The organism is Rhodococcus koreensis, from assembly GCF_017068375.1.
In the GTDB taxonomy this organism is placed as follows: Bacteria; Actinomycetota; Actinomycetes; order Mycobacteriales; family Mycobacteriaceae; genus Rhodococcus_F; species Rhodococcus_F koreensis.
This window is the reverse complement of record NZ_CP070609.1, coordinates 6,753,344-6,773,518: the sequence shown is the minus strand read 5'-3', so window position 1 is coordinate 6,773,518 and position 20,175 is coordinate 6,753,344. Positions and strand designations below refer to the sequence as shown.

The 20,175-nt window shown below is 68.6% G+C and carries 16 protein-coding genes; 11 read left to right on the top strand and 5 right to left on the bottom strand.

The genetic code is table 11. From position 1 onward, the window contains the following. Positions 1-8 precede the first annotated feature (8 nt). Positions 9-632, bottom strand: coding sequence for a TetR/AcrR family transcriptional regulator (locus JWS14_RS30690; protein ID WP_174705441.1), 624 nt, complete (start codon positions 630-632; stop codon positions 9-11). Between the two features lie 103 nt (positions 633-735). On the opposite strand from JWS14_RS30690, the gene JWS14_RS30685 reads away from it, so the two are divergent. The 8 genes from JWS14_RS30685 to JWS14_RS30650 all read left to right on the top strand — a co-directional run bounded on the left by JWS14_RS30685 (position 736) and on the right by JWS14_RS30650 (position 12,896). Continuing rightward, on the top strand, positions 736-2,166 hold the full coding sequence (locus JWS14_RS30685) for an APC family permease (protein WP_072937305.1): 1,431 nt from the start codon (positions 736-738) through the stop codon (positions 2,164-2,166). Beyond that, positions 2,166-3,839: an amidohydrolase gene (locus JWS14_RS30680; RefSeq protein WP_095861243.1), complete on the top strand. Its 1,674-nt coding sequence runs from the start codon at positions 2,166-2,168 to the stop codon at positions 3,837-3,839. The genes JWS14_RS30685 and JWS14_RS30680 overlap by 1 nt, the downstream gene beginning before the upstream one ends. A 186-nt stretch (positions 3,840-4,025) precedes the next feature. Further along, positions 4,026-5,456 (top strand): gamma-aminobutyraldehyde dehydrogenase, encoded by a 1,431-nt coding sequence (locus JWS14_RS30675; protein ID WP_095861244.1) that lies wholly within the window; start codon positions 4,026-4,028, stop codon positions 5,454-5,456. A 51-nt stretch (positions 5,457-5,507) separates the two neighbouring features. Continuing rightward, on the top strand, positions 5,508-6,848 hold the full coding sequence (gene gabT / locus JWS14_RS30670) for a 4-aminobutyrate--2-oxoglutarate transaminase (RefSeq protein ID WP_095861245.1): 1,341 nt from the start codon (positions 5,508-5,510) through the stop codon (positions 6,846-6,848). Positions 6,849-6,929: 81 nt separating this feature from the next. Then, positions 6,930-8,888: a primary-amine oxidase gene (locus JWS14_RS30665; protein ID WP_095861246.1), complete on the top strand. Its 1,959-nt coding sequence runs from the start codon at positions 6,930-6,932 to the stop codon at positions 8,886-8,888. Continuing rightward, the gene (locus tag JWS14_RS30660) at positions 8,881-10,335 is read left to right on the top strand and encodes an NAD-dependent succinate-semialdehyde dehydrogenase (protein WP_095861247.1); all 1,455 of its coding nucleotides are present in this window, start codon (positions 8,881-8,883) and stop codon (positions 10,333-10,335) included. The genes JWS14_RS30665 and JWS14_RS30660 overlap by 8 nt, the downstream gene beginning before the upstream one ends. Positions 10,336-10,369: 34 nt before the next feature. Beyond that, the gene (locus tag JWS14_RS30655; RefSeq protein WP_072937310.1) at positions 10,370-11,260 is read left to right on the top strand and encodes a universal stress protein; all 891 of its coding nucleotides are present in this window, start codon (positions 10,370-10,372) and stop codon (positions 11,258-11,260) included. Between the two features lie 55 nt (positions 11,261-11,315). Further along, positions 11,316-12,896, top strand: a complete 1,581-nt coding sequence (locus tag JWS14_RS30650; RefSeq protein WP_072937311.1) for an APC family permease — start codon at positions 11,316-11,318, stop codon at positions 12,894-12,896. On the opposite strand, the gene JWS14_RS30645 is transcribed toward JWS14_RS30650, so the two are convergent. After that, complete coding sequence (locus JWS14_RS30645) at positions 12,856-13,467, bottom strand: TetR/AcrR family transcriptional regulator (protein ID WP_072937312.1); 612 nt, start codon at positions 13,465-13,467, stop codon at positions 12,856-12,858. The genes JWS14_RS30650 and JWS14_RS30645 overlap by 41 nt on opposite strands. 162 nt (positions 13,468-13,629) lie before the next feature. On the opposite strand from JWS14_RS30645, the gene JWS14_RS30640 reads away from it, so the two are divergent. Together JWS14_RS30640 and JWS14_RS30635 are read left to right on the top strand one after the other, a co-directional pair. Further along, on the top strand, positions 13,630-14,610 hold the full coding sequence (locus JWS14_RS30640; RefSeq protein ID WP_095861248.1) for a nitrilase-related carbon-nitrogen hydrolase: 981 nt from the start codon (positions 13,630-13,632) through the stop codon (positions 14,608-14,610). Continuing rightward, positions 14,610-15,632, top strand: coding sequence for an agmatine deiminase family protein (locus tag JWS14_RS30635; RefSeq protein ID WP_072937314.1), 1,023 nt, complete (start codon positions 14,610-14,612; stop codon positions 15,630-15,632). Before JWS14_RS30640 ends, JWS14_RS30635 begins: the two co-directional genes overlap by 1 nt. A 50-nt stretch (positions 15,633-15,682) precedes the next feature. On the opposite strand, the gene JWS14_RS30630 is transcribed toward JWS14_RS30635, so the two are convergent. The 3 genes from JWS14_RS30630 to JWS14_RS30620 all read right to left on the bottom strand — a co-directional run bounded on the left by JWS14_RS30630 (position 15,683) and on the right by JWS14_RS30620 (position 19,426). After that, positions 15,683-17,656 carry a vWA domain-containing protein gene (locus tag JWS14_RS30630; RefSeq protein WP_095861249.1) on the bottom strand — a complete coding sequence of 658 codons (1,974 nt, stop codon included), beginning with the start codon at positions 17,654-17,656 and terminating at the stop codon, positions 15,683-15,685. Then, complete coding sequence (locus JWS14_RS30625; RefSeq protein ID WP_015889399.1) at positions 17,656-19,041, bottom strand: ATP-binding protein; 1,386 nt, start codon at positions 19,039-19,041, stop codon at positions 17,656-17,658. Before JWS14_RS30625 ends, JWS14_RS30630 begins: the two co-directional genes overlap by 1 nt. 73 nt (positions 19,042-19,114) lie before the next feature. Next, entirely contained in the window at positions 19,115-19,426 is a 312-nt protein-coding gene (locus JWS14_RS30620; protein WP_095861250.1) for a hypothetical protein, read from the bottom strand. 165 nt (positions 19,427-19,591) lie between these two features. Between JWS14_RS30620 and JWS14_RS30615 the strand changes: the two genes are divergently transcribed. Further along, positions 19,592-20,164 carry a DUF4126 domain-containing protein gene (locus tag JWS14_RS30615; RefSeq protein ID WP_072937317.1) on the top strand — a complete coding sequence of 191 codons (573 nt, stop codon included), beginning with the start codon at positions 19,592-19,594 and terminating at the stop codon, positions 20,162-20,164. Positions 20,165-20,175 lie beyond the last annotated feature (11 nt).

The following is a 20,175-nucleotide window of genomic DNA, read 5'->3' as shown; positions in this document are numbered from 1 at the left end:
CGACCCGCTCAGTCCCGTTCGGCTGCGGCGTCTTCCGTGACGCCGCAGCCGATCTGCTCACAGAACCCCAGCATCGCCGTGCGCGCGGCATCGACGGTGATGAGACTGTTTCCGCCGACGATGTGCAGACCGTACGCGTCTTCGAGGGCCACCAGATTCATTGCCGCCTGGTCGATGTCGCCGCGCACGGCGAACTCCCCCGACGCGTGCCCGTCGCCGAGGATCGCGCGGTACGTCGCGAGTTGCCGCAGATACATCTTCCGGACCAGTTCGTCGTGCAGCGCCGAAGTGCCCGACATGAAGTCGAATTCGTAGAGCAGCCGCATCAGGGTGTCGTCGGGCCCGCTCGGCAGCCCCGCGTCGACGGCCGTCCTCAGCTTGGCGGCGTACGACGCCTGGGCGGCCACCGCCTCGTCGCGCTGATCGCAGTAGCGTTCGGTGCCCGCCCGGTGCGCCTCGACGAGAAGCGCATCCAGGTCGTCGAAATAGTAGAGCAGCGCACCGCGCGTCAGGCCCGCCCGCTTCGCCACGTCGGTCAGGGACAGGGACCGCAGTCCGTGCACGGATCCGGCCTGCAGCGTGGCCTCGATGAGTTCGGAACGCCGCTGCTTCTGAGTGTTCGGTCGCGCCATGCCGTTGACAGTAGCCGACGTGATCTGTGACACTCGGCCCAGTTGTTTGACGGATGTGTCAAAAAACTATTCGACCCCCTCACCCTCCCCGAACGGACAGCTCATGGACCAGACCGCCCGGCCGCCCACCGCCACTCCCCCCGCCGCCGCGGGCGCCTACGAGGCCTCGCTCTCGCGGAGCATCGGCGTCGGCGGGAACATCCTGATCACCCTGTCGTCGATCTCACCGGCGTCGAGCGTCTTCATCCTCGGCGGCTCGGCCCTCGCCCTGTTCGGCACCGGCGTCTTCTGGGCGTTCCTCATCGCCGGCGTCGTCAGCATCCTCATCGCCTTCTGCTACGCCGAACTCGCCTCCGCGTATCCCGTCGCAGGCGGCGACTATTCGCTGGTGTCGCGGGCACTCGGACCGGCCTTCGGCGTCGCCACGTTCTTCATCAGCCTCATCTCCCTGCCGCTGATCATCGCGGTCTTCGCCCTCGGCGTCGCCGACTATCTGGGCGTCGCGATCCACGGACTGTCGCCGCAGCAGACCGCCCTGGTCGTGGTCGTGATCACCACCGTGACCGCGTGTTTCGACATCCGGACGAACGCGTGGCTCACCGGGGTCTTCCTGGGTGTCGAGATGGCGGCGCTGGTCCTGCTCACCGTCCTGGGTTTCGTCCACATGGAACGGCCGCTGTCGAGCCTGCTCAGCCCGGAGGTCCTCGACCCGGCCACCGGCCAGCTCGCACCGCTGGCGATCTCCGGACTGATGCTGGCCGTCACCCAGGGCATCTTCGCGTACAACGGGTACGGCGGCGCCGTGTACTTCGCCGAGGAGACCAAGAATGCCGCCCGCTCGATCGCGAAGGCCGTGATCTGGAGCGCCGTCATCACCGTCGCCACCGAACTCGTCCCGCTGATCGCCATCATGGTCGGCGCCCGCTCGCAGACCGAACTCTTCGGTTCCAGCCTCCCCGTCGAGGCCTTCCTCACCGAACGCGCCGGTCACGCCGTCGCCATGGTGGTCATGCTCTCGATCGCCCTCGCCGTGATCAACGCGATCATCGCGATCACGCTGCAGGCCGGCAGGCTCCTCTACGCCGCCGCTCGCGATCGCGCCCTCCCCGGGACCGTCGCGGCGCCGCTGCAGGCCGTCAGCACCAAGGGCCGCGTCCCCGTCCTCGCCACCGTCGTGATGGGCGCCATCGCATTCGCCGCGTGCTTCGTCCCGCTGGACGTCCTGCTCACCGCCACCGGGTCGACCCTGACGTTCACCTACCTGTTCATCGCGCTGGCCGCGATCAACCACCGCCGCGGCGGGACCGCCCGACCCGGCTACCGGATGCCGTTGTGGCCGCTGGCCCCGGGAATCTGCATCGCCGCACTCGGTCTCGTCTTCGTCGTCACCCTGCTCGACCCGGAGCAGTGGCTCAGCCTCGGCATCTCCCTCGGGCTCGTCGCCGCCGGCTTCGTCTACTTCGCCCTGTACCTGCGACCGCGCAAGAACACCCACCTGCTGCTGCTCGACGCCGCCCCCGAGGAGACCTGCTGATGCTCGACCTGCTGCTGAACAACGGCGTCGTCCGCACGTTCGACGCTCCCGGCCGGGCCGAGGCCGTCGGCATCGCGGACGGCCGGATCCGATACGTCGGGACCACCGAGGACGCCCCGCCTGCCCGGCGGACCATCGACCTGCGCGGCCGGCTGGTCACCCCCGGCATCATCGACAGCCACAACCATCTGCTCCTCGGATTCGACCCCGACGCGGTGAGTCTCGAAGGCGCACACGACCTCACGGAGGTCCGGCGGCGGATCGGCGCGCACGCGGCCGCTCGCCCCGACCTCGACTGGATCTGCGCCGAGAACGCCGTCTACTCCGTGGTGACCGGGCGCAGGCCGAACGCCGGCGACCTCCGCGGCCTCACCGACCGCCCGGTCTTCATCACCACCTACGACCAGCACTCGGTGTGGCTGAACGAGGCCGCGCTGCGGAAGCTCGGGATCGACCGCGGCACGCAGATCCCCTGGGGACGGCCGGAATTCGACGGCCACGGCGCACCCACCGGCTGGGTCACGGACTTCTACACCAGCGCGATGACGCGGGCCGGTCTGGCCGGGCTGCAGCGCGACATCCCGATGTACTCCCCCGACCGCCGGTACCGGCGCATCACGTCCAGCCTGGAGATGGCGACCGCGAGCGGCATCACCACCGTCGTCGAACCGCAGGTCCCGCTGGCCGAACTCGACCTGATGTACCGGGCGCGCGCCGAGGGGCGGATGCACTCGCGGGTGATCACCGCCCTGTTCCACCCGGTCGGCGCCGACGCCGCGTTCCGCCGGGACCTGCGGGAGGCCGTCGACGGCGCGCCGGTCGACGACATGCTGCGGCTCGGGCCGGTGAAGTTGTACGCCGACGACGTGATCGAGCCGCACACCGCCGCCATGCTCGCCGACTACGCGAACCGGCCGGGACACCGCGGCGCGCCGAGCCTGCCACCGCAGGAGTTCACCGCGATGCTCACCGAACTCGACCGCCTCGGCTTCCAGACGCACACGCACGCGACCGGCGACTGGGGCATCCGCCTCGCGCTCGACTCCATCGAGCACGCCGCCCGCGTGAACCGCACCACCGACCGGCGGCACGGCATCGTCCACGTCGAGTGCCTGCATCCCGAGGACCTTCCCCGGTTCCGGGAACTCGGCGTCGTCGCGGCGATGCAGCCGCGGCACTGCTCGCCCGACCTCGTCGCGGGGACGTGGATGGAGAACGTCGGCGAGGACCGGTGGGACCGGGCGTGGCGGTTCCGTTCGCTCGCCGAGTCCGGCGCGGTGCTGGCGTTCTCCAGCGACTGGCAGGTCGGGGAGATGGATCCGCTCGTCGGCCTGTACTCCGCCCTCACCCGCTCGGGTCTGGACGGCCGCGCCGACTGGACCCCGCGTGAACGGATGGACCTGGATTCGGCGTTGCGGGCGTACACCCGCGGCGGCGCGTGGGCCTGGCACGCCGAGGACGACCTCGGCGTGATCCGTCCCGGTGCCCACGCCGACCTGGTCGTCTGGTCGGCGGACCTGTACGCGCTCGAACCCGGAGAACTGCTGGACCAGCGGGCCGATCTCACTCTGGTCGGCGGCGAGGTCGTGCACGACGCCACCGTCGCGAGCGTCCCCGCGGACGTGCCGTTCGCCGGTTCCGGCGCGGCCGGGCACACCTGCTCGCACGGATGACGTCCGGATTGGACAACTCGGCGCGGCGGGGGGCGCGTCTTTCACCATTTTGTCAGCTGCCTCTGGCTTGTGAGACAGCGCACACTTGTTTTCAGATGTTCTGCAACTCCGGGCCCCGGTCGGACCGTTCCACCGACGGCCCGCCGCGGACCACGAGTTTCGACCCCACGAGAGGAACCGGTACCGATGTCGATCGACGTACTCGAGAACTACATCAACGGTGAGTTCGTCGCCTCATCCGCGACGGAAACGCTGGACTTGATCAACCCTGTAGACGAGAGCGTCGTCGGGCGGGCGCCCGTCTCCACCAAGGCCGACGTCGACGCGGCCGTCGAGGCCGCCGAGCAGGCGTTCGTCTCGTGGGGCAAGACCACTCCGAGCGTGCGGCAGGCCGCGTTGCTGAAGCTCGCCGACGCGATCGAGGCGCACAGCGACGAACTCGTCGAGGCCGAGTGCCGCAACACCGGGCAGCCGAAGCAGGTCATCGCCGACGAAGAGATCAAGGTGGGCGCCGACCAGCTCCGCTTCTTCGCGGGCGCCGCCCGCATGCTCGAAGGCAAGGCCGCCGGCGAGTACATGGACGGCTTCACCTCCTACGTGCGCCGCGAGCCGATCGGCGTGGTCGGTCAGGTCACCCCGTGGAACTACCCGTTCATGATGGCCCTGTGGAAGATCGGTCCCGCGCTCGCGGCGGGCAACACGATCGTGCTCAAGCCGAGCGACACCACCCCGAACAGCACGCTCGTCCTGGCCCGGCTGACCAAGGGGATCCTGCCGGACGGCGTCTTCAACGTCGTCCTCGGCAACGGCGAGACCGGCGCCACCCTCGTGGAGAACCCGGCCCTCGGTCTGGTGTCGATCACCGGATCCGTGCGGGCGGGCATCGCCGTCGCCGTCTCCGCCGCACGCCAGCTCAAGCGCGCCCACCTCGAGCTCGGCGGCAAGGCCCCCGCGATCGTCTTCGGCGACGTCGACATCGAGAAGACCGCGAGCGGCATCGCCGAGGCCGCCTTCTTCAACGGCGGCCAGGACTGCACCGCCGCCACCCGCGTCCTCGTCCACGAGTCCATCCACGACCAGCTCGTCGACGCCCTCGTCCGCAAGGCCGAGACCCTCAAGCCCGGCCTGCCGGACGACCCGGACACGTTCTACGGCCCGCTCAACAACGTCAACCACTTCGACGCGGTCAGTTCCAAGATCGCCGCGCTCCCCACCTCCGCCAAGATCGTCACCGGCGGAAAGCGTTCGGGAGAGCAGGGATTCTTCTTCGAACCCACCGTGATCACCGGCGTCGACCAGCGCGACGACATCGTGCAGGAGGAGACGTTCGGTCCCATCCTCACCGTGCAGAGCTTCTCCGACGAGAAGGAGGCCGTCACCCTCGCCAACGACGTCCGGTACGGCCTGGCGTCGAGCGTGTGGACCAACGACCACGGCGTCACGCAACGGCTCTCGGCCGCACTCGATTTCGGTGCCGTCTGGATCAACTGCCACATCCCGCTGGTCGCCGAGATGCCGCACGGCGGCTTCAAGTACTCCGGATACGGCAAGGACCTCTCCGGCTACGGCGTCGAGGACTACACCCGCATCAAGCACGTCATGAGTTCCAACGACTGACGTCGCTCCCACCCATCCCATCCACGTCACGACCCTGAGGACTGCACCATCATGAACGACATCCAGTACCGGCTGCCGCAGAAGCGCGCCCTGGTCACCGAGCTCCCCGGCCCGAAGTCGGCGGCCCTCACCGCACGTCGCCGCGCCACCGTGGCCGCGGGCGTCGGCTCCAGCGTCCCCGTGTACGCGGCGGATGCCGACGGTGGTGTGGTCGTCGACGTCGACGGCAACTCGCTGATCGACCTCGGCTCGGGCATCGCCGTCACCAGCGTGGGCGCGTCCGATCCGGCCGTCGCCGAGGCGGTCCGCGAGCAGGTCGGGCACTTCACCCACACCTGTTTCATGGTCACCCCGTACGAGGGCTACGTCCGCGTGGCGGAGGAACTCGCCGACCTCACCCCCGGCGACCACGAGAAGCGCACCGTCCTGTTCAACTCGGGCGCCGAGGCGGTGGAGAACGCCATCAAGGTTGCCCGCCTCGCCACCGGCCGCGACGCCGTCGTCGCATTCGACCACGCCTACCACGGTCGCACGAACCTGACGATGGCCCTCACCGCCAAGTCGATGCCCTACAAGGCCCACTTCGGCCCGTTCGCGCCCGAGGTGTACCGGCTCCCGATGTCCTACCCGTACCGGGACCAGGACGGACTGACCGGCGAGCAGGCCGCTCAGCGCGCCATCAGCCAGATGGAGAAGCAGATCGGCGCCGATTCGCTCGCGGCGATCATCATCGAGCCGATCCAGGGCGAGGGCGGATTCATCGTTCCCGCCGAGGGATTCCTCCCCACCCTGGTGAACTGGGCCCGCGCCAACGGCGTCGTGTTCATCGCCGACGAGGTACAGACCGGATTCTCCCGCACCGGCGCCTGGTTCGCGTGCGAGCACGAGGAGATCGTCCCGGACATCATCACGATGGCCAAGGGCATGGCCGGCGGCATGCCGCTGTCCGCGATCACGGGCCGCGCCGAACTCCTCGACAAGGTGCACCCCGGCGGACTGGGTGGCACGTACGGCGGCAACCCCGTCGCGTGTGCCGCCGCGCTCGCCGCGATCGACAGCATGCGGAAGTTCGACCTGCCCGCTCGCGCACAGCACATCGGCGACCTGGCCCTGCCGCGGCTGCAGGCCCTCGCCGCCGACGTCGGGGTCATCGGTGAGGTGCGTGGACGCGGCGCGATGCTCGCGATGGAGTTCGTCAAGCCCGGCACGACCGAGCCGGATGCGGAACTGACGAAGGCGATTGCCGCCCGTGCGCTCGAACAAGGTGTCATTCTGCTGACATGCGGTACGTACGGAAACGTCATCCGGCTGCTTCCGCCGCTGGTGATCGGCGACGACCTGCTCGACGACGCCCTGACCGTGATCGAGCAGATCGTGCGCTCGCTCGTCTGACCCGTGCGCCTTTTCGGTAGCCACCACGACCGAAAAGGCGCACGAGCACGAACCGCCCACCCATCGACCAGAGGAGACATCATGACCCGGACGACCACCGGCACGTTCCATCCTCTGGACCCGTTGGGGGCGGACGAATTCGCGAAGGCCGCGGCCGTCCTCGCCCGGGAACACGGGGTCGGGGACGGCTGGCGGTTCGCGTCGATCGAACTCGCCGAGCCGGACAAGGCGGCGGTGTCGGCGTTCGACGCGTCGGGCACCGTCCCGGACCGCCGGGCGATCGTCGTGTGCTTCGACCGCGGCAGCGGAGACACCTACAAGGCGCTCGTCTCGCTGACCGGAGACAACGTGGTCTCCTGGCAGCACATCCCGGACGTCCAGGCGAATTTCACGGTCGACGAATGGGAAGAGGCGGACGCCTTCCTCCGCGGGCACCCCGACGTGATCGCGGCGCTCGCGAAGCGCGGGGTCACGGACATGAGCCTGGTGTTCATGGACGTGTGGACGTACGGCGACGTGGTGACCCCGGAGAAGTACAAGGGCCGCCGGCTCGGCTGGTCGGACACCTGGGTGCGGGCGTCCGAGGGCACCAACCCGTATGCGGGGCCGGTCAACGGTTTCCACTGTGTGATCGACGTCAACAAGATGGAACTGCTCGAGATCGAGGACACGTTCAGCGTCGAACGCCCCGAGGTCATGGGCGAGTACGTGCCCCGGCACATTCCGGAACGGATCCGGAACGCGAGCACGCGCCCGCCGTTGAAGCCGTTGGACATCGTCCAGCCGGAGGGACCGTCGTTCACACTCGAGGGCAACAAACTCGAATGGCAGAACTGGTCGCTGCGGGTGGGGTTCAACTACCGCGAGGGCATGACCCTGCACGCGGTGACCTACAACGACAACGGCCGGGTGCGTTCGATCGCGAACCGGATGTCGTTCGCGGAGATGGCGGTGCCGTACCGCGACACCAGCACCGATCACTACCGCCGCACCGCCTTCGACATCGGCGAGTGGGGCATCGGGTTCATGACCACCTCACTCACCCTGGGCTGCGACTGCCTCGGCGAGATCCGGTACCTCGACGCCGTCCTCCACGACAGCCACGGTGTGCCGTTCACGATCGAGAACGCGATCTGTATCCACGAGGAGGACAACGCCGTCCTCTGGAAGCACGTCGACCACGACGGCTCCGAGGTGCGCCGCATGCGGCGGCTGACGGTGTCGACGCACGTGACGGTCGCGAATTACGAATACCTCGTCTACTGGCGGTTCTACCAGGACGGCAACATCGAGTGCGAGGTCCGTGCCACCGGGATCATGGTGGTCAGCCACTTCCCCGAAGGCGGTGAGCACCCGAGCGGCACCCTGGTCGACACCCGCACGTACGCGCCGTTCCACCAGCACTTCCTGGTCGCGCGGCTCGATCTCGACATCGACGGCACCGAGAACACGGTGTACGCGACCGAGACCGAGATCGTGCCGATGGGCCCGGACAATCCCCTCGGGCTCGCGCTACGCCAGAAGAACACCCCGCTGCGCACCGAACACGAGGGCAGGCAGGACTTCGACTGGCAGAGCCAGCGCGCGTGGAAAGTCGTCAACGACAACACGACCACCGGACTCGGCACCGCCCCCGCCTACAAACTCGTTCCCGGCGGCGCGATCCCGTCGATGTTCGACCCGGCGTCACCGATCTTCCAGCGCACCGGCGCGATCGGCCACACCGTCTGGGTGACGCCCAACTCCCCCGACGAACGCTGGCCCGCCGGCGAATTCGTGAACCAGAGCAAGGTCGATCACGGACTTCCCGCCTGGACCGCGGCCGACCGCCCGATCGAGAACACCGACGTGGTGCTCTGGTACACGTTCGGGATCCACCACATTCCGCGGCCGGAGGACTGGCCGATCATGCCTGCGGACACCGTGTCCTTCTGGCTGAAGCCGGCCGGATTCTTCGACCGCAACCCCGCCCTCGACGTCGCCCCCACCCCGGAGGCGTGCGATCACCACCATCCCCACCACGAGGACTCCGATGACTGATTTCGAACGGCTCCGCGCCACCCTGCCCACCGGTCTGTGGATCGACGGCGCCCAGACCGACCCGATCGACGGCGGCACCTTCCCGGTGTACGACCCGGCAACGGGAACCCTCATCGCCGACGTCGCGGATGCGGGTGGCAAGGACGCGATGCGCGCACTGGACTCCGCCGCGGCGGTCCAGGAGGAATGGGCGGCCACCGCACCCCGGCAGCGGTCGATCATCCTGCGGTCGGCGTGGGAGAAGGTCATCGAGCGCACCGACGACCTCGCGCTGCTCATGACGATGGAGATGGGCAAGGCCCTGCCGGAGAGCCGCGGCGAGGTGAACTACGGCGCCGAGTTCCTGCGCTGGTTCAGTGAGGAAGCCGTCCGCATCCAGGGCCGCTACACCACGTCGCCGTCGGGCAGCGGACGGATCATGGTCACCAAGGTGCCCGTCGGACCCACCCTGGCCGTCACGCCGTGGAACTTCCCGCTCGCGATGGGCACCCGCAAGATCGGCCCCGCGCTCGCCGCAGGCTGCACGATCATCGTCAAGCCCGCCGAGGACACCCCGCTCACCATGCTGCTGCTCGCCGAGATCTTCGCCGAGGCAGGCCTGCCGGCCGGTGTGCTGTCGGTGCTGCCCGCGTCGAACGCCGCCGCCGTCACCGAACCGCTGCTCGCCGACCCGCGGCTGCGGAAGGTGACGTTCACCGGATCCACCCGCGTCGGCAAGATCCTCATCGAGCAGTCCGCCCAGCAGGTTCTGCGCACGTCGATGGAACTCGGCGGCAACGCGCCGTTCGTGGTGTTCGACGACGCCGACATCGACGCCGCGGTCGAGGGCGCGATGGCCGCGAAGATGCGCAACGGCGGCGAGGCGTGCACCGCCGCCAACCGCCTGATCGTCGCGAACTCGGTGCGCGAGGAATTCACCACCAAGCTCACCGACCGGATCGCCGCGCTCACCGTCGGACCGGGCAGCGAGGACGGCACCAACGTCGGCCCCCTCGTCAACGAGAAGCAGCGCCGCAACGTGGCGTCCCTCGTCGACGACGCCGTCGCCGCGGGCGCCCGGGTCCGCACCGGCGGCAAGTCCGTCGCCGGTCCCGGCTACTTCTTCCAGCCCACCGTCCTCGACGAGGTACCCGCGAACGCGCGCATCGTCCGCGAGGAGATCTTCGGACCCGTCGCCGCGATCACCGGATTCGACACCGAGGCCGAGGGCGTCGCCGCCGCCAACGACACCGAATACGGTCTCGCCGCATACATCTACACGCAGAACGTCGACCGCGCGTTCCGCGTCGCCGACAAGCTCGAGAGCGGCATGGTCGGCGTCAACCGCGGAGTGATCTCCGACGTCGCCGCGCCGTTCGGCGGAGTCAAGCAGTCCGGACTCGGCAGCGAAGGCGGCACCGAAGGCATCGAGGAGTACCTCGAGACCAAGTACGTCGGCTTCGCGTAACCCACCCGCCCCGAGACAGATCGGAACCGTCACCATGCGATTGGTCGTTGGATATCTCGCCACTCCCAGCGGGGAGGACGGTCTGGCCCTCGGGGCGCAGCTCGCCCGAAGTCTCGGCGCACAGCTCGACATCTGCATGGTTCTCCCGCCGGACCGCACGGTCCCGGCGAGAGTTCCGGCAGAGACCGGCTTCGACGACATCCTCGCCTCCCGCGCACAGCGCTGGCTGAACGAGGCGAAGTCGTCGGTGCCGAGCGACATCGACGTGGACGTCCACCTGAGCTTCCACGAATCGTTCGCACAGGGCATCCTCGACGAGGTCACCCGCCTCGACGCGCACGCGATCGTCGTCGGCGCCGCGGGTGACGGCCTGCTCGGCAGGCACTCGGTCGGTTCCGTGTCGACGGAATTGCTGCACTCCGCGCACGTGCCGCTCTGCCTCGCGCCCCGCGGCCATCGGCATTCCTCCGCGAAGAAGATCCGAGAGGTCACGTGCGCACTCGGGACGCGCGTCGGTGCGGACGTGCTGCTGCGAACCGCCGTGCGGACCAGCAAGCGGATGGAGACCCCGCTGCGTCTGGTGTCCCTCGTCGAACTGGACCCGCACCACCACCTTCGCGATCATCGGGACACCTCCGAGAGCGTCCGCGAGCGCGCGGTCGCCCATGCACAGTCCACCCTGGACGAGGCGAAGTCCGCACTACCCGAAGACTTCCCCGTCTCCGTGATGATCGCCGACGGATCCTCCGTGGAATCGGCGGTCCGCAAACTCGACTGGCAGGACGGCGACCTCGTCATGGTCGGCTCCAGCCGCCTCGCCCAACCTCGTCGACTGTTCCTGGGATCCACCGCGGCCAAGATGCTCCGCGTCCTGCCGGTGCCCATGGTCGTCGTCCCCAAGCAGGAGTTCCCCAACAGTGAGTAAACCGTCCGCGACACCCGCCCCGGATCCACGATCGCACCCGACCGGAGGTTCAGACATGACGAACAGCGAAGGCGCACCGGCGTCGGCCGGCGTTGCCGTGAGCACCAAAGGGCTGGCCACCGGTGCGGTCGGGACCTTTGCAGGGGCGGTCCTCGGGATCTCCTCCGTGGCACCGGGTTACACGCTGACGGCCAGCATCGGACTGATCGTCGCGGCGGTCGGGCTGAAGATGCCCGCCATCTTCATCGCCGGCTTCATTCCCATGTTCCTCACGGCGTACGCCTACCGTGAGCTCAACTCCGAATCACCCGACTGCGGTGCGTCGTTCACGTGGTCGACGAAGGCGTTCGGTCCGTACGTCGGCTGGATGTGCGGCTGGGGCATGGTGATCGCCACGATCATCGTGCTCTCGAACCTCGCGGCGATCGCGGTCCAGTTCTTCTATCTGTTCATCGCGAAACTGTTCGACGCACCGAGCATCGCGGACCTGCCCGGCAACAAGTTCGTGAATGTGGGCACCACCCTGCTCTTCATCGCACTCGCCACGTGGATCGCCAGTCGCGGCATCACCACCAGCGAGAAGCTGCAGTTCGCGCTGGTCGGCTTCCAGATGGTCCTGCTCATCGCGTTCGCGGTGGTGGCACTGGTCCACGTCGGTAACGGGGACGCCCCCGCCGGGCTGTCGTTCGACCTGAGCTGGTTCAACCCGTTCACGGGACTGGCCGTCGGCGCGTTCGTGATCGGCCTGACGGGTTCGATCTTCGCGTTCTGGGGCTGGGACACGTGCCTGACGCTGGGCGAGGAGTCGAAGAACCCGAAGAAGACCCCCGGTCGCGCCGGACTGCTGTGCGTGATCACGATTCTGCTGACGTACCTGCTCGTGTCGGTCGCGGCGATGATGTACGCCGGCGTCGGCGAAGACGGCCTCGGCCTGGGCAACCCGGACAACTCCGAGAACGTCTTCGGCGCCCTCGCCGATCCGGTTCTCGGGAACTGGGGCGGCATGTTGCTGTTCCTCGCCGTGTTCGTCTCCTCGGTCGCGAGCCTGCAGACCACGTTCCTGCCCGCGGCCCGCACCATGCTCGCGATGGGCGCGTACGGCGCTTTCCCGAAGAAACTCGCCGACGTGTCCCCCCGGTTCCTGGTCCCGTCGTACGCCACGGTCGTCGCCGGCGTCATCACCGCGGTGTTCTACACGGTGGTGACGTTCCTGTCCGAACGCACGCTGCTCGACACCATCGCCGCACTGGGCATCATGATCTGCTGGTACTACGGCATCACGGCGTTCGCGTGTGTCTGGTACTTCCGGGACAGCCTGTTCACGAGTTTCCGCAACATCGTCTTCCGGTTCGCGTTCCCGCTCCTCGGCGGCCTCATGCTGCTCGCGGTGTTCGTGATCTCGATCGAGGAGAGCATGGACCCGGACAACGCGAGTGGCGCGTCGATCGGCGGCATCGGCCTGGTCTTCTTCCTCGGCTTCGGGATCCTGCTGCTCGGGGCGATCCTCATGGTGGTCATGCGGTTCCGCAGTCCCGCCTTCTTCCGCGGCGAGACCCTCAACCGCGAGACGTCCGCTCTGCGCGACGAGGGCGATCTCACGGCTCGATCGGAGCCTGCGCCACCAAGCCAGCGATAAGCGTCCGCAGCCCGAACTCGAATGCTGCATCCGCCCGTCCGGGGTTCGGCCCGGACGTGGCCAGGGCGGCTCGCATGGACTCGTTCGCCTCCGGCGCGGTCGCCCAGACCACTTCGGGTGCGGCGAGGTCCAGCGCCGACCCCAGCACGAAACTGTCGACCGTCGTGATGGCGTGCAGAATCTCCTCGGGCGTGAAGCCGCCGTCCGAGAATGCCTGCGCCAGCGCGTTGTACAGAGCGAAAGCCACACCGGACTGCACTGTGTGCGCGGTGAACAGAGGAATCAGCCGAGGATGCTCGGCGTAGTTGCGCCGATATTCTCGCGCCAGGCCGGCCACCGTCTCGCTCCACTTGCCGTCGGGGTCCGCCACCACGATGCCCGCCATCATGCGGGCACGCATCAGTTCGATGATCTCCGCCCTCCCGGACACGTGGTTGTACAGCGAGGAGGGCCGCACCTTCAGCCGTTCGGCGAGACCCGGCATCGTGAAATCACCCGTGAGGTCCACCATGCGCATGGCAGCTTCGGTGATGATCTCCGGCGACAGCAGTCGCTGTGATGGCCGTGGCATGGGTGCCCTCCTGGTCGGTGTGTGTCACCGGCGACCAGGGTGGATACCGAAGGAATCGAAATCGTGTCTCCCCGCCCCTTGATCGCCGAGCATTTACCCACCATACTTAACGAATCCAATTCGTTTTAGGCGCTCGCCGAACCGAACATCCGAGGAATCACAATGTTGACGATCACCGCCCTCACCCCTCCCGAGTCCCTGTCGAGGACGCGCGAGACCGGACGCACCCCGCTCCGCGTCGGACTCGTCCAGCACCGCTGGCACGAGAACGAGCAGGATCTGCGGGCCGAACTCGACGAGGGCATCGCCGCGGCAGCCAAGCTCGGGGCGCGCGTGGTGTTCCTCCCCGAACTCACGCTGAGCCGGTACCCCGCCTTCGTCGAAGGCGGTGACAACCCCGGCCGCCAGGCCGAGGACCTCCTCACGGGGCCGACGTTCACGTTCGCCGCCAAGGCCGCCGCCGAACACGGCGTCCTCGTCCACGCGTCCCTGTACGAGCGGAACGACTCCGAGAACGGCGTGCAGTACGAGGACGGACTCGGTTTCAACACCGCCATCCTCGTCGCCCCGTCCGGGGAACTGCTCGCGCACACCCGCAAGCTGCACATTCCCGTCACCGCCGGCTACTACGAGGACACCTACTTCCGCGGCGGCCCCGCCGACAACCCGTACCCCGTCCACACCGCCGAGGCACTGGGCGGCGTCAAGCTCGGACTCCCCACCTGCTGGGACGAATGGTTCCCCGAGGTCGCCCGCGCCTACTCGCTCGGCGGCGCCGAAATCCTGGTGTACCCCACCGCGATCGGCTCGGAACCCGACCACCCGCAGTTCGACACCCAGCCGCTGTGGCAGCAGGTGATCGTCGGCAACGGCATCGCGAACGGCACGTTCATGGTGGTGCCCAACCGCCACGGCGGCGAAGGCCTCATCACGTTCTACGGCTCGTCGTTCATCTCCGACCCCTACGGCCGCATCCTCGCTCAGGCACCGCGCGACGAATCCGCGGTGCTGGTCGCCGACCTCGACCTCCAGCAGCGCGAGGACTGGCTGGCCCTGTTCCCGTTCCTGGCCACCCGTCGCCCCGACACGTACGGCGCCCTCACCGAGCCCGTCGATCACGCCTCCCCGTTCGGGAGGGCGTGATGACCTGGCGCATGCCCGCGGAAGGCGAACTGCACGAACGCACCTGGATGGCCTACCCCAGTGCGGGCTACTCCCTGGGCGACACTCCGGAGGAGCAGCACGAGGCGCGCACCACGTGGGCCGAGGTGGCACACGCCGTCGCCCGGTTCGAACCGGTCACCGTCGTCGTCGACCCTGGTGAGGTGCCGGCGGCTAAGAAGTACCTGTCCGCCGACATCGACATCGCCCCGGCGCCGCTGAACGACGCCTGGATGCGCGACATCGGACCCACGTTCGTGCTGTCCGAGGACGGACGCCTCGGCGGCGTCGACTGGATCTTCAACGGCTGGGGCGGCCAGGACTGGGCCCAGTGGGACAAGGACTCGAAGATCGGCGCCCTGGTGGTCGAGCGGTCCGGTGCCGAACTCGTCGACTCGCCGATCGTCAACGAGGGCGGCGGCATCCAGGTCGACGGCCTCGGCACCGTGCTGGTCACCGAGACCGTGCAACTCGACCCCGGCCGCAACCCGGACCTGTCGAAGGCCGACATCGAGGCGGAACTCGCCCGCACGATCGGTGCCACCAAGGTGATCTGGCTGCCGCGCGGCCTGACCCGCGACTCCGACACCTACGGCACCCGCGGGCACGTCGACATCGTCGCCGCCATCCCGTCGCCCGGCGTCGTCCTCGTGCACGATCAGCGCAACCCCGAGCACCCCGACTTCGAGGTCAGCAAGGCCGTCATCGACGCGCTGAAGCAGACCACGGACGCCCGCGGCGAGTCGTGGGAGATCATCACCGTCCCCGCGCCGCAGGTCCTGCGCGACGAGGAGGGCTTCGTCGACTACAGCTACATCAACCATTTCGTCGTCAACGGCGGCGTCATCGCGTGCAGCTTCGACGATCCCGCGGACGAGGAAGCGGTCGCGATCCTGTCGGCCGCCTACCCGGGACGCACGGTCGTCTCCGTCGACGCCCGCCCGCTCTTCGCGCGCGGCGGCGGCATCCACTGCATCACCCAGCACCAGCCCGCCGTGCGCTGACGCACCCGTGAGTACTTGTCAACCGCCGGCGGTTGACAAGTACTCACGGGTCAGCGCCTGCGACGCATGTAGTCGCTGACGACGGCGGCACCGAGACCGTCCAGACCGGGCGCCACGACGCGTCCGCCGACCCGTTCCGCCATCCGGTCCACCACCCGCGCGAGACCGGGATCCTCACCGAGCCGGAAGAACGTGACGTGGGCGCCGAGCCGGGCGAGGGTGTCGAGTTCCCGGACCGTCAGACCAAGGGTCCGGGCGCTCGGCGGGTAGTCGAAATACGCGAAGCCGTCCGGCTCGAGGTGCGCGGTCGGCTCACCGTCGGTGACGATCAGGACCACCGGCTGCGCGTTGGGGTGCCTGCGCAGATGCCGGGCGGCCAGCAGCAGCGCGTGGTGCAGGTTGGTGCCCTGGTCCCAGGCGCCGTCCAGGCCTGCCAGCTCCGACGGCGTCAGCACCTGCGCGTGCCTGCCGAACGAGATGAGCTGCAGTTCGTCGCTGCGGAACCGGGTGCTCACCAGGTGGTTCAGCGCAAGTGCGGTGCGTTTCATCGGCACCCACCGCCCCTCCATCACCATCGAGAACGACGTGTCGACCAGCAACGCGACCGCCGCCTGCGACCGCTGCTCGGTCTCCATCACCTCCACGTCCGCGACGGACAGCCGGACCGGAACACGACCGCGTTCGACCGGATCGGACGCCGCCCGCAGCACCGCGTTGGTGATGGTGCGCGTGACGTCCCACGGCTCGGTGTCGCCGAACGCCCACTCGCGGGACGCCCCCGTCGGCTCCCCCATCGCCCCGGCGCGCCGCGTCTCCCGTTGCCCGCCACGCGAAGACAGTTGCTGCGCGACATCCCGCAGGGCCGTCTGACCGAGTTGGCGCATCGCCTTCGGCGACAGCCGCCATTGACCGTCCGCCCCGCGGTCGAAGAAACCCTGGTCCCGCAGCGCCTTCTCCAGTTCGGCGAGGGTCTGCGCATCCGCCGCCGCCTCGTCGCCCAGTTGCCGGGCCAGGGCCTCCGCGTCGATGTCGTCGAGTTGTGCGCCCGCGTACTGCTGCGACAGTTGCTCCGCGAGCGACTCGAGTTCCGCGATGTCCTGCAACGCGCCGGTGCCCTCGCCCAGGCCCATGCCGTCGTCCCCGCGAAACCGCTGCGCGCCCTGCCAGTCCTCGCCGGGACGCGCAGCCTGCAGGTGCTGGTCGAGGCGGTCCAGCTGTCCGATCAGCGACGGATCACCGAACGCCTGCTGCGCCAGCGCGTCGAGTTCGTCGCGCTGCTCCTGCGACAGCGAGTTCCGCAGCCGCTGCGCCGCCGCCGCCCGCTGCGCCAGCGAGTCGAGCAGTTCCTCGACGTTGCGCGGGTTCTCGGGGAAATACTCCCCGTGTTTGTCCATGAACTCGTCGAACTGCTCCTGGGTGTCCTCACCGCGGGAATGCTTGTCGAGCAGGTCGTTGAGATCGGCGAGCATCTCCCGGATGCGTTCGCGATCTTCCTCCGTGGCACCCTCGAGCGCCTGCTTCATCCCGGCGAACCGCTGGTCCAGCACCTCGCGGCCCAGCAGGTCGCGGATCTTCTCGTAGTCGGCACGGGCTTCCGAACTGCGCCAGTCGTAGTCGGCGAGTTCCTGCACGGCCTGCGCGGTGGACGGCGACAGTTCCTCGAGGCGCATCTCGGAGAAGCGGGCGTCGTCGTCGAGCGCGCGGGCCAGCGTCTTGCGTTCCTCGAGTACCGCGCGGTCGAGGAGTTCCCGGACCTCTTCGAGGGTGCCGTTCAGGTTGTTCCGCTTCAGCAGCTCGCGGCGGCGCCGATTGGCCTCGGCCGCAAGCTCGTCCAGCCCGCGCATGTCGCGGTTGCCGCGGCGCAGCATCTCGCGCAGCGCCTGCCGCGGCGAACTGCCCGCGAACACGTCGTCGCCGATCGCGGCGAGCGCCTCGCGCAGGTCCACCGGCGCCGCCAGCGGATCACCGCCCTCGTACGGCCCGTACCGCGCATTGTGCGGCCCGCGTTCCGCCTTGCGGGACATTACGAATACACCGTCTGCCCGTTGATGTCCGGGTTCTTGGAGATCCGCCGGGCCAGGTACAGCCCTTCGAGGGCGAACTCGGCCGCCGCGGCCCGCTCCCCGTCCGACTCCGCGCCCAGACGCTCGGCGAGCACGTCGAGGACCTCCAGCTCGGGCAGCTCGTTCAGCAGTGCCTTCGCCGTGATCCGCTCACCGGTCACCACCGGGTCGCCCTGTTCGACCGCGTCCACGAGTTCCGCCAGGTCGATGCCGCCGAGCCGGGTGCGGACCGTGTCGGCCGTCGCCCGCCGGAGCAGGTGCTCCAGGACCTCGATCTCGCGCCCCTCCTCACCGGATTCGAATTCCACCTTGCCCCGCAGGACGTCGACGACGGTCTCGAGGTCGACGGGCCGCGCGACCGGGTCGGCCTCACCGAGCACGGCGCCGCGATGCACCGCAGCTGCGCTGACGGTTTCGGCGCCCGCCACCGCGAACCGGGCGGACACACCCGACCGCTGATCGACCGACGTCGACTCGCGGAGCAGGCGGGTGAACCGGGCCAGGATCTCGAGGAGGTACTCGGGCACCTCGGCGGTGAGATGCGCTTCCTGGAGGATGACCGCGACCTCGTCGTCGAGCCGGGTCGGGTAGTGCGTCCGGATCTCGGCGCCGAACCGGTCTTTCAGCGGGGTGATGATGCGACCGCGGTTCGTGTAGTCCTCCGGGTTCGCGCTGGCCACCATCAGGACGTCCAGCGGGAGCCGGAGGGTGTACCCGCGGACCTGGATGTCGCGTTCCTCCATGACGTTGAGTAGCGACACCTGGATGCGTTCGGCGAGGTCGGGCAGTTCGTTGATGGCGACGATGCCCCGGTGCGCGCGGGGAACGAGCCCGAAGTGAATGGTTTCCGGGTCCCCGAGACTCCGGCCTTCCGCGACCTTCACCGGATCCACGTCCCCGACGAGGTCCGCCACCGACGTGTCGGGCGTCGCGAGCTTCTCCGAGTACCGCTCACTGCGGTGGCGCCACGCGACGGGGAGGCTGTCGCCCAGTTCCTGCGCCCTGCGGATCGACGCCGGAGTGATGGGCTCATAGGGATGCTCCCCGAGTTCGGAACCGGCGATCACCGGGGTCCATTCGTCGAGGAGCAGGTTGAGGGTGCGGAGGAGGCGGGTCTTGCCCTGACCTCGTTCGCCGAGCAACACCACGTCGTGACCTGCGATGAGTGCCCGTTCGAGTTGCGGTTCCACCGTCTCCTCGAAACCGACGATGCCGGGCCACGGATCACGACCGTCGCGTAGGGCCGCGAGCAGATTCTCGCGGATCTCTTCCTTGACGGTGCGTTGAACGTGGCCCGACTCGCGGAGCTCGCCGACGGTGGAAGGTCTGTGTTCCGATGACGTCACCACTCCACGCTACGAGGGTTCGGGCGAATCGGCACGCGGTTAATGCGCGGCGGCCCTCCTGAGCACTGCGCGCCTACGCGGCAACCGTGTACGAGGACGCGGCGTCCAACTTGCCCCAGGCGGCGCGGTAGTGCTCGGCCGTCACCGGATCGGCCTCCGTCAGAAGCGAGTCCAGCAGGATGTGCGGATCGGATCGCCACGCCCGGACCACGTTCGCGACCGCACGGTTGGAGAACAGACCCGACCCGGTCAGCGCAGACACCCACTCGTCGATCGCGCCCCGGTGAATCCGCTCGACGGCCTCCCGGCGGAACCCGCCGTCGACGAAGTCGAGGGAGAACATGGCGGCGACGAAATCACCGGTGGTCAACTGTACGACGTTCATGATGCGGCACCTTCCTGGAGTCGGGAGCTGTTCTCGGACGTAATCCATTGGAACAACTGGTGATGCAGACGCTAATCGCCGAATGTGTGAGTTCTGTGATGCTTCTCTGAGATCTCGGCCGCGATGCCCTCCTGCAGTCGTCACCGGGCCCCTACACTGCCGTGCATGGAGACCTGGGTTCTGCCCGGACTGCTCGGCCTCGGCCTCGCCGCCGCGTCGGGACTGCGCACGTTCCTGCCGTTGCTGATGCTCAGCGCCGCAGTGCACGTCGAGGTGCTCGGGGTGACCCTGAACGAGTCGATGCGGTGGCTCGGTTCCACCGGGGCGCTGGTGGCGCTGTCGATCGCGACGGTCGTGGAACTGACCGCCGATCTCATCCCGTTCGTCGACAACGCGCTGTCGGTGATCGGCAACGTCACCGGTCCCCTTGCCGGGGTCGTCGCGACCTGGGCGGCCTTCGCCGACGTGGACCCGTCGACGGCCGCGATCGCCGGGATCGTCATCGGCGCACCCACCGCTCTGGCGTTCAGCACCGCGCAGACCGGCACCCGCGCGGTGAGCACGGCCTCCACCGGCGGATTGGCCAATCCGGTGGTGTCGGTGATCGAGGACGTGGTCTCGTTCGGCACGTCGCTGATCGCCCTGCTGCTTCCGCTTCTCGTCATCCCGCTGCTCGCGTTCCTGCTGTGGTTCGCGTGGCGGGGAGCGCAACGGGTGCGGCGACTGCGCGCGACGTGAACTGGTAGACA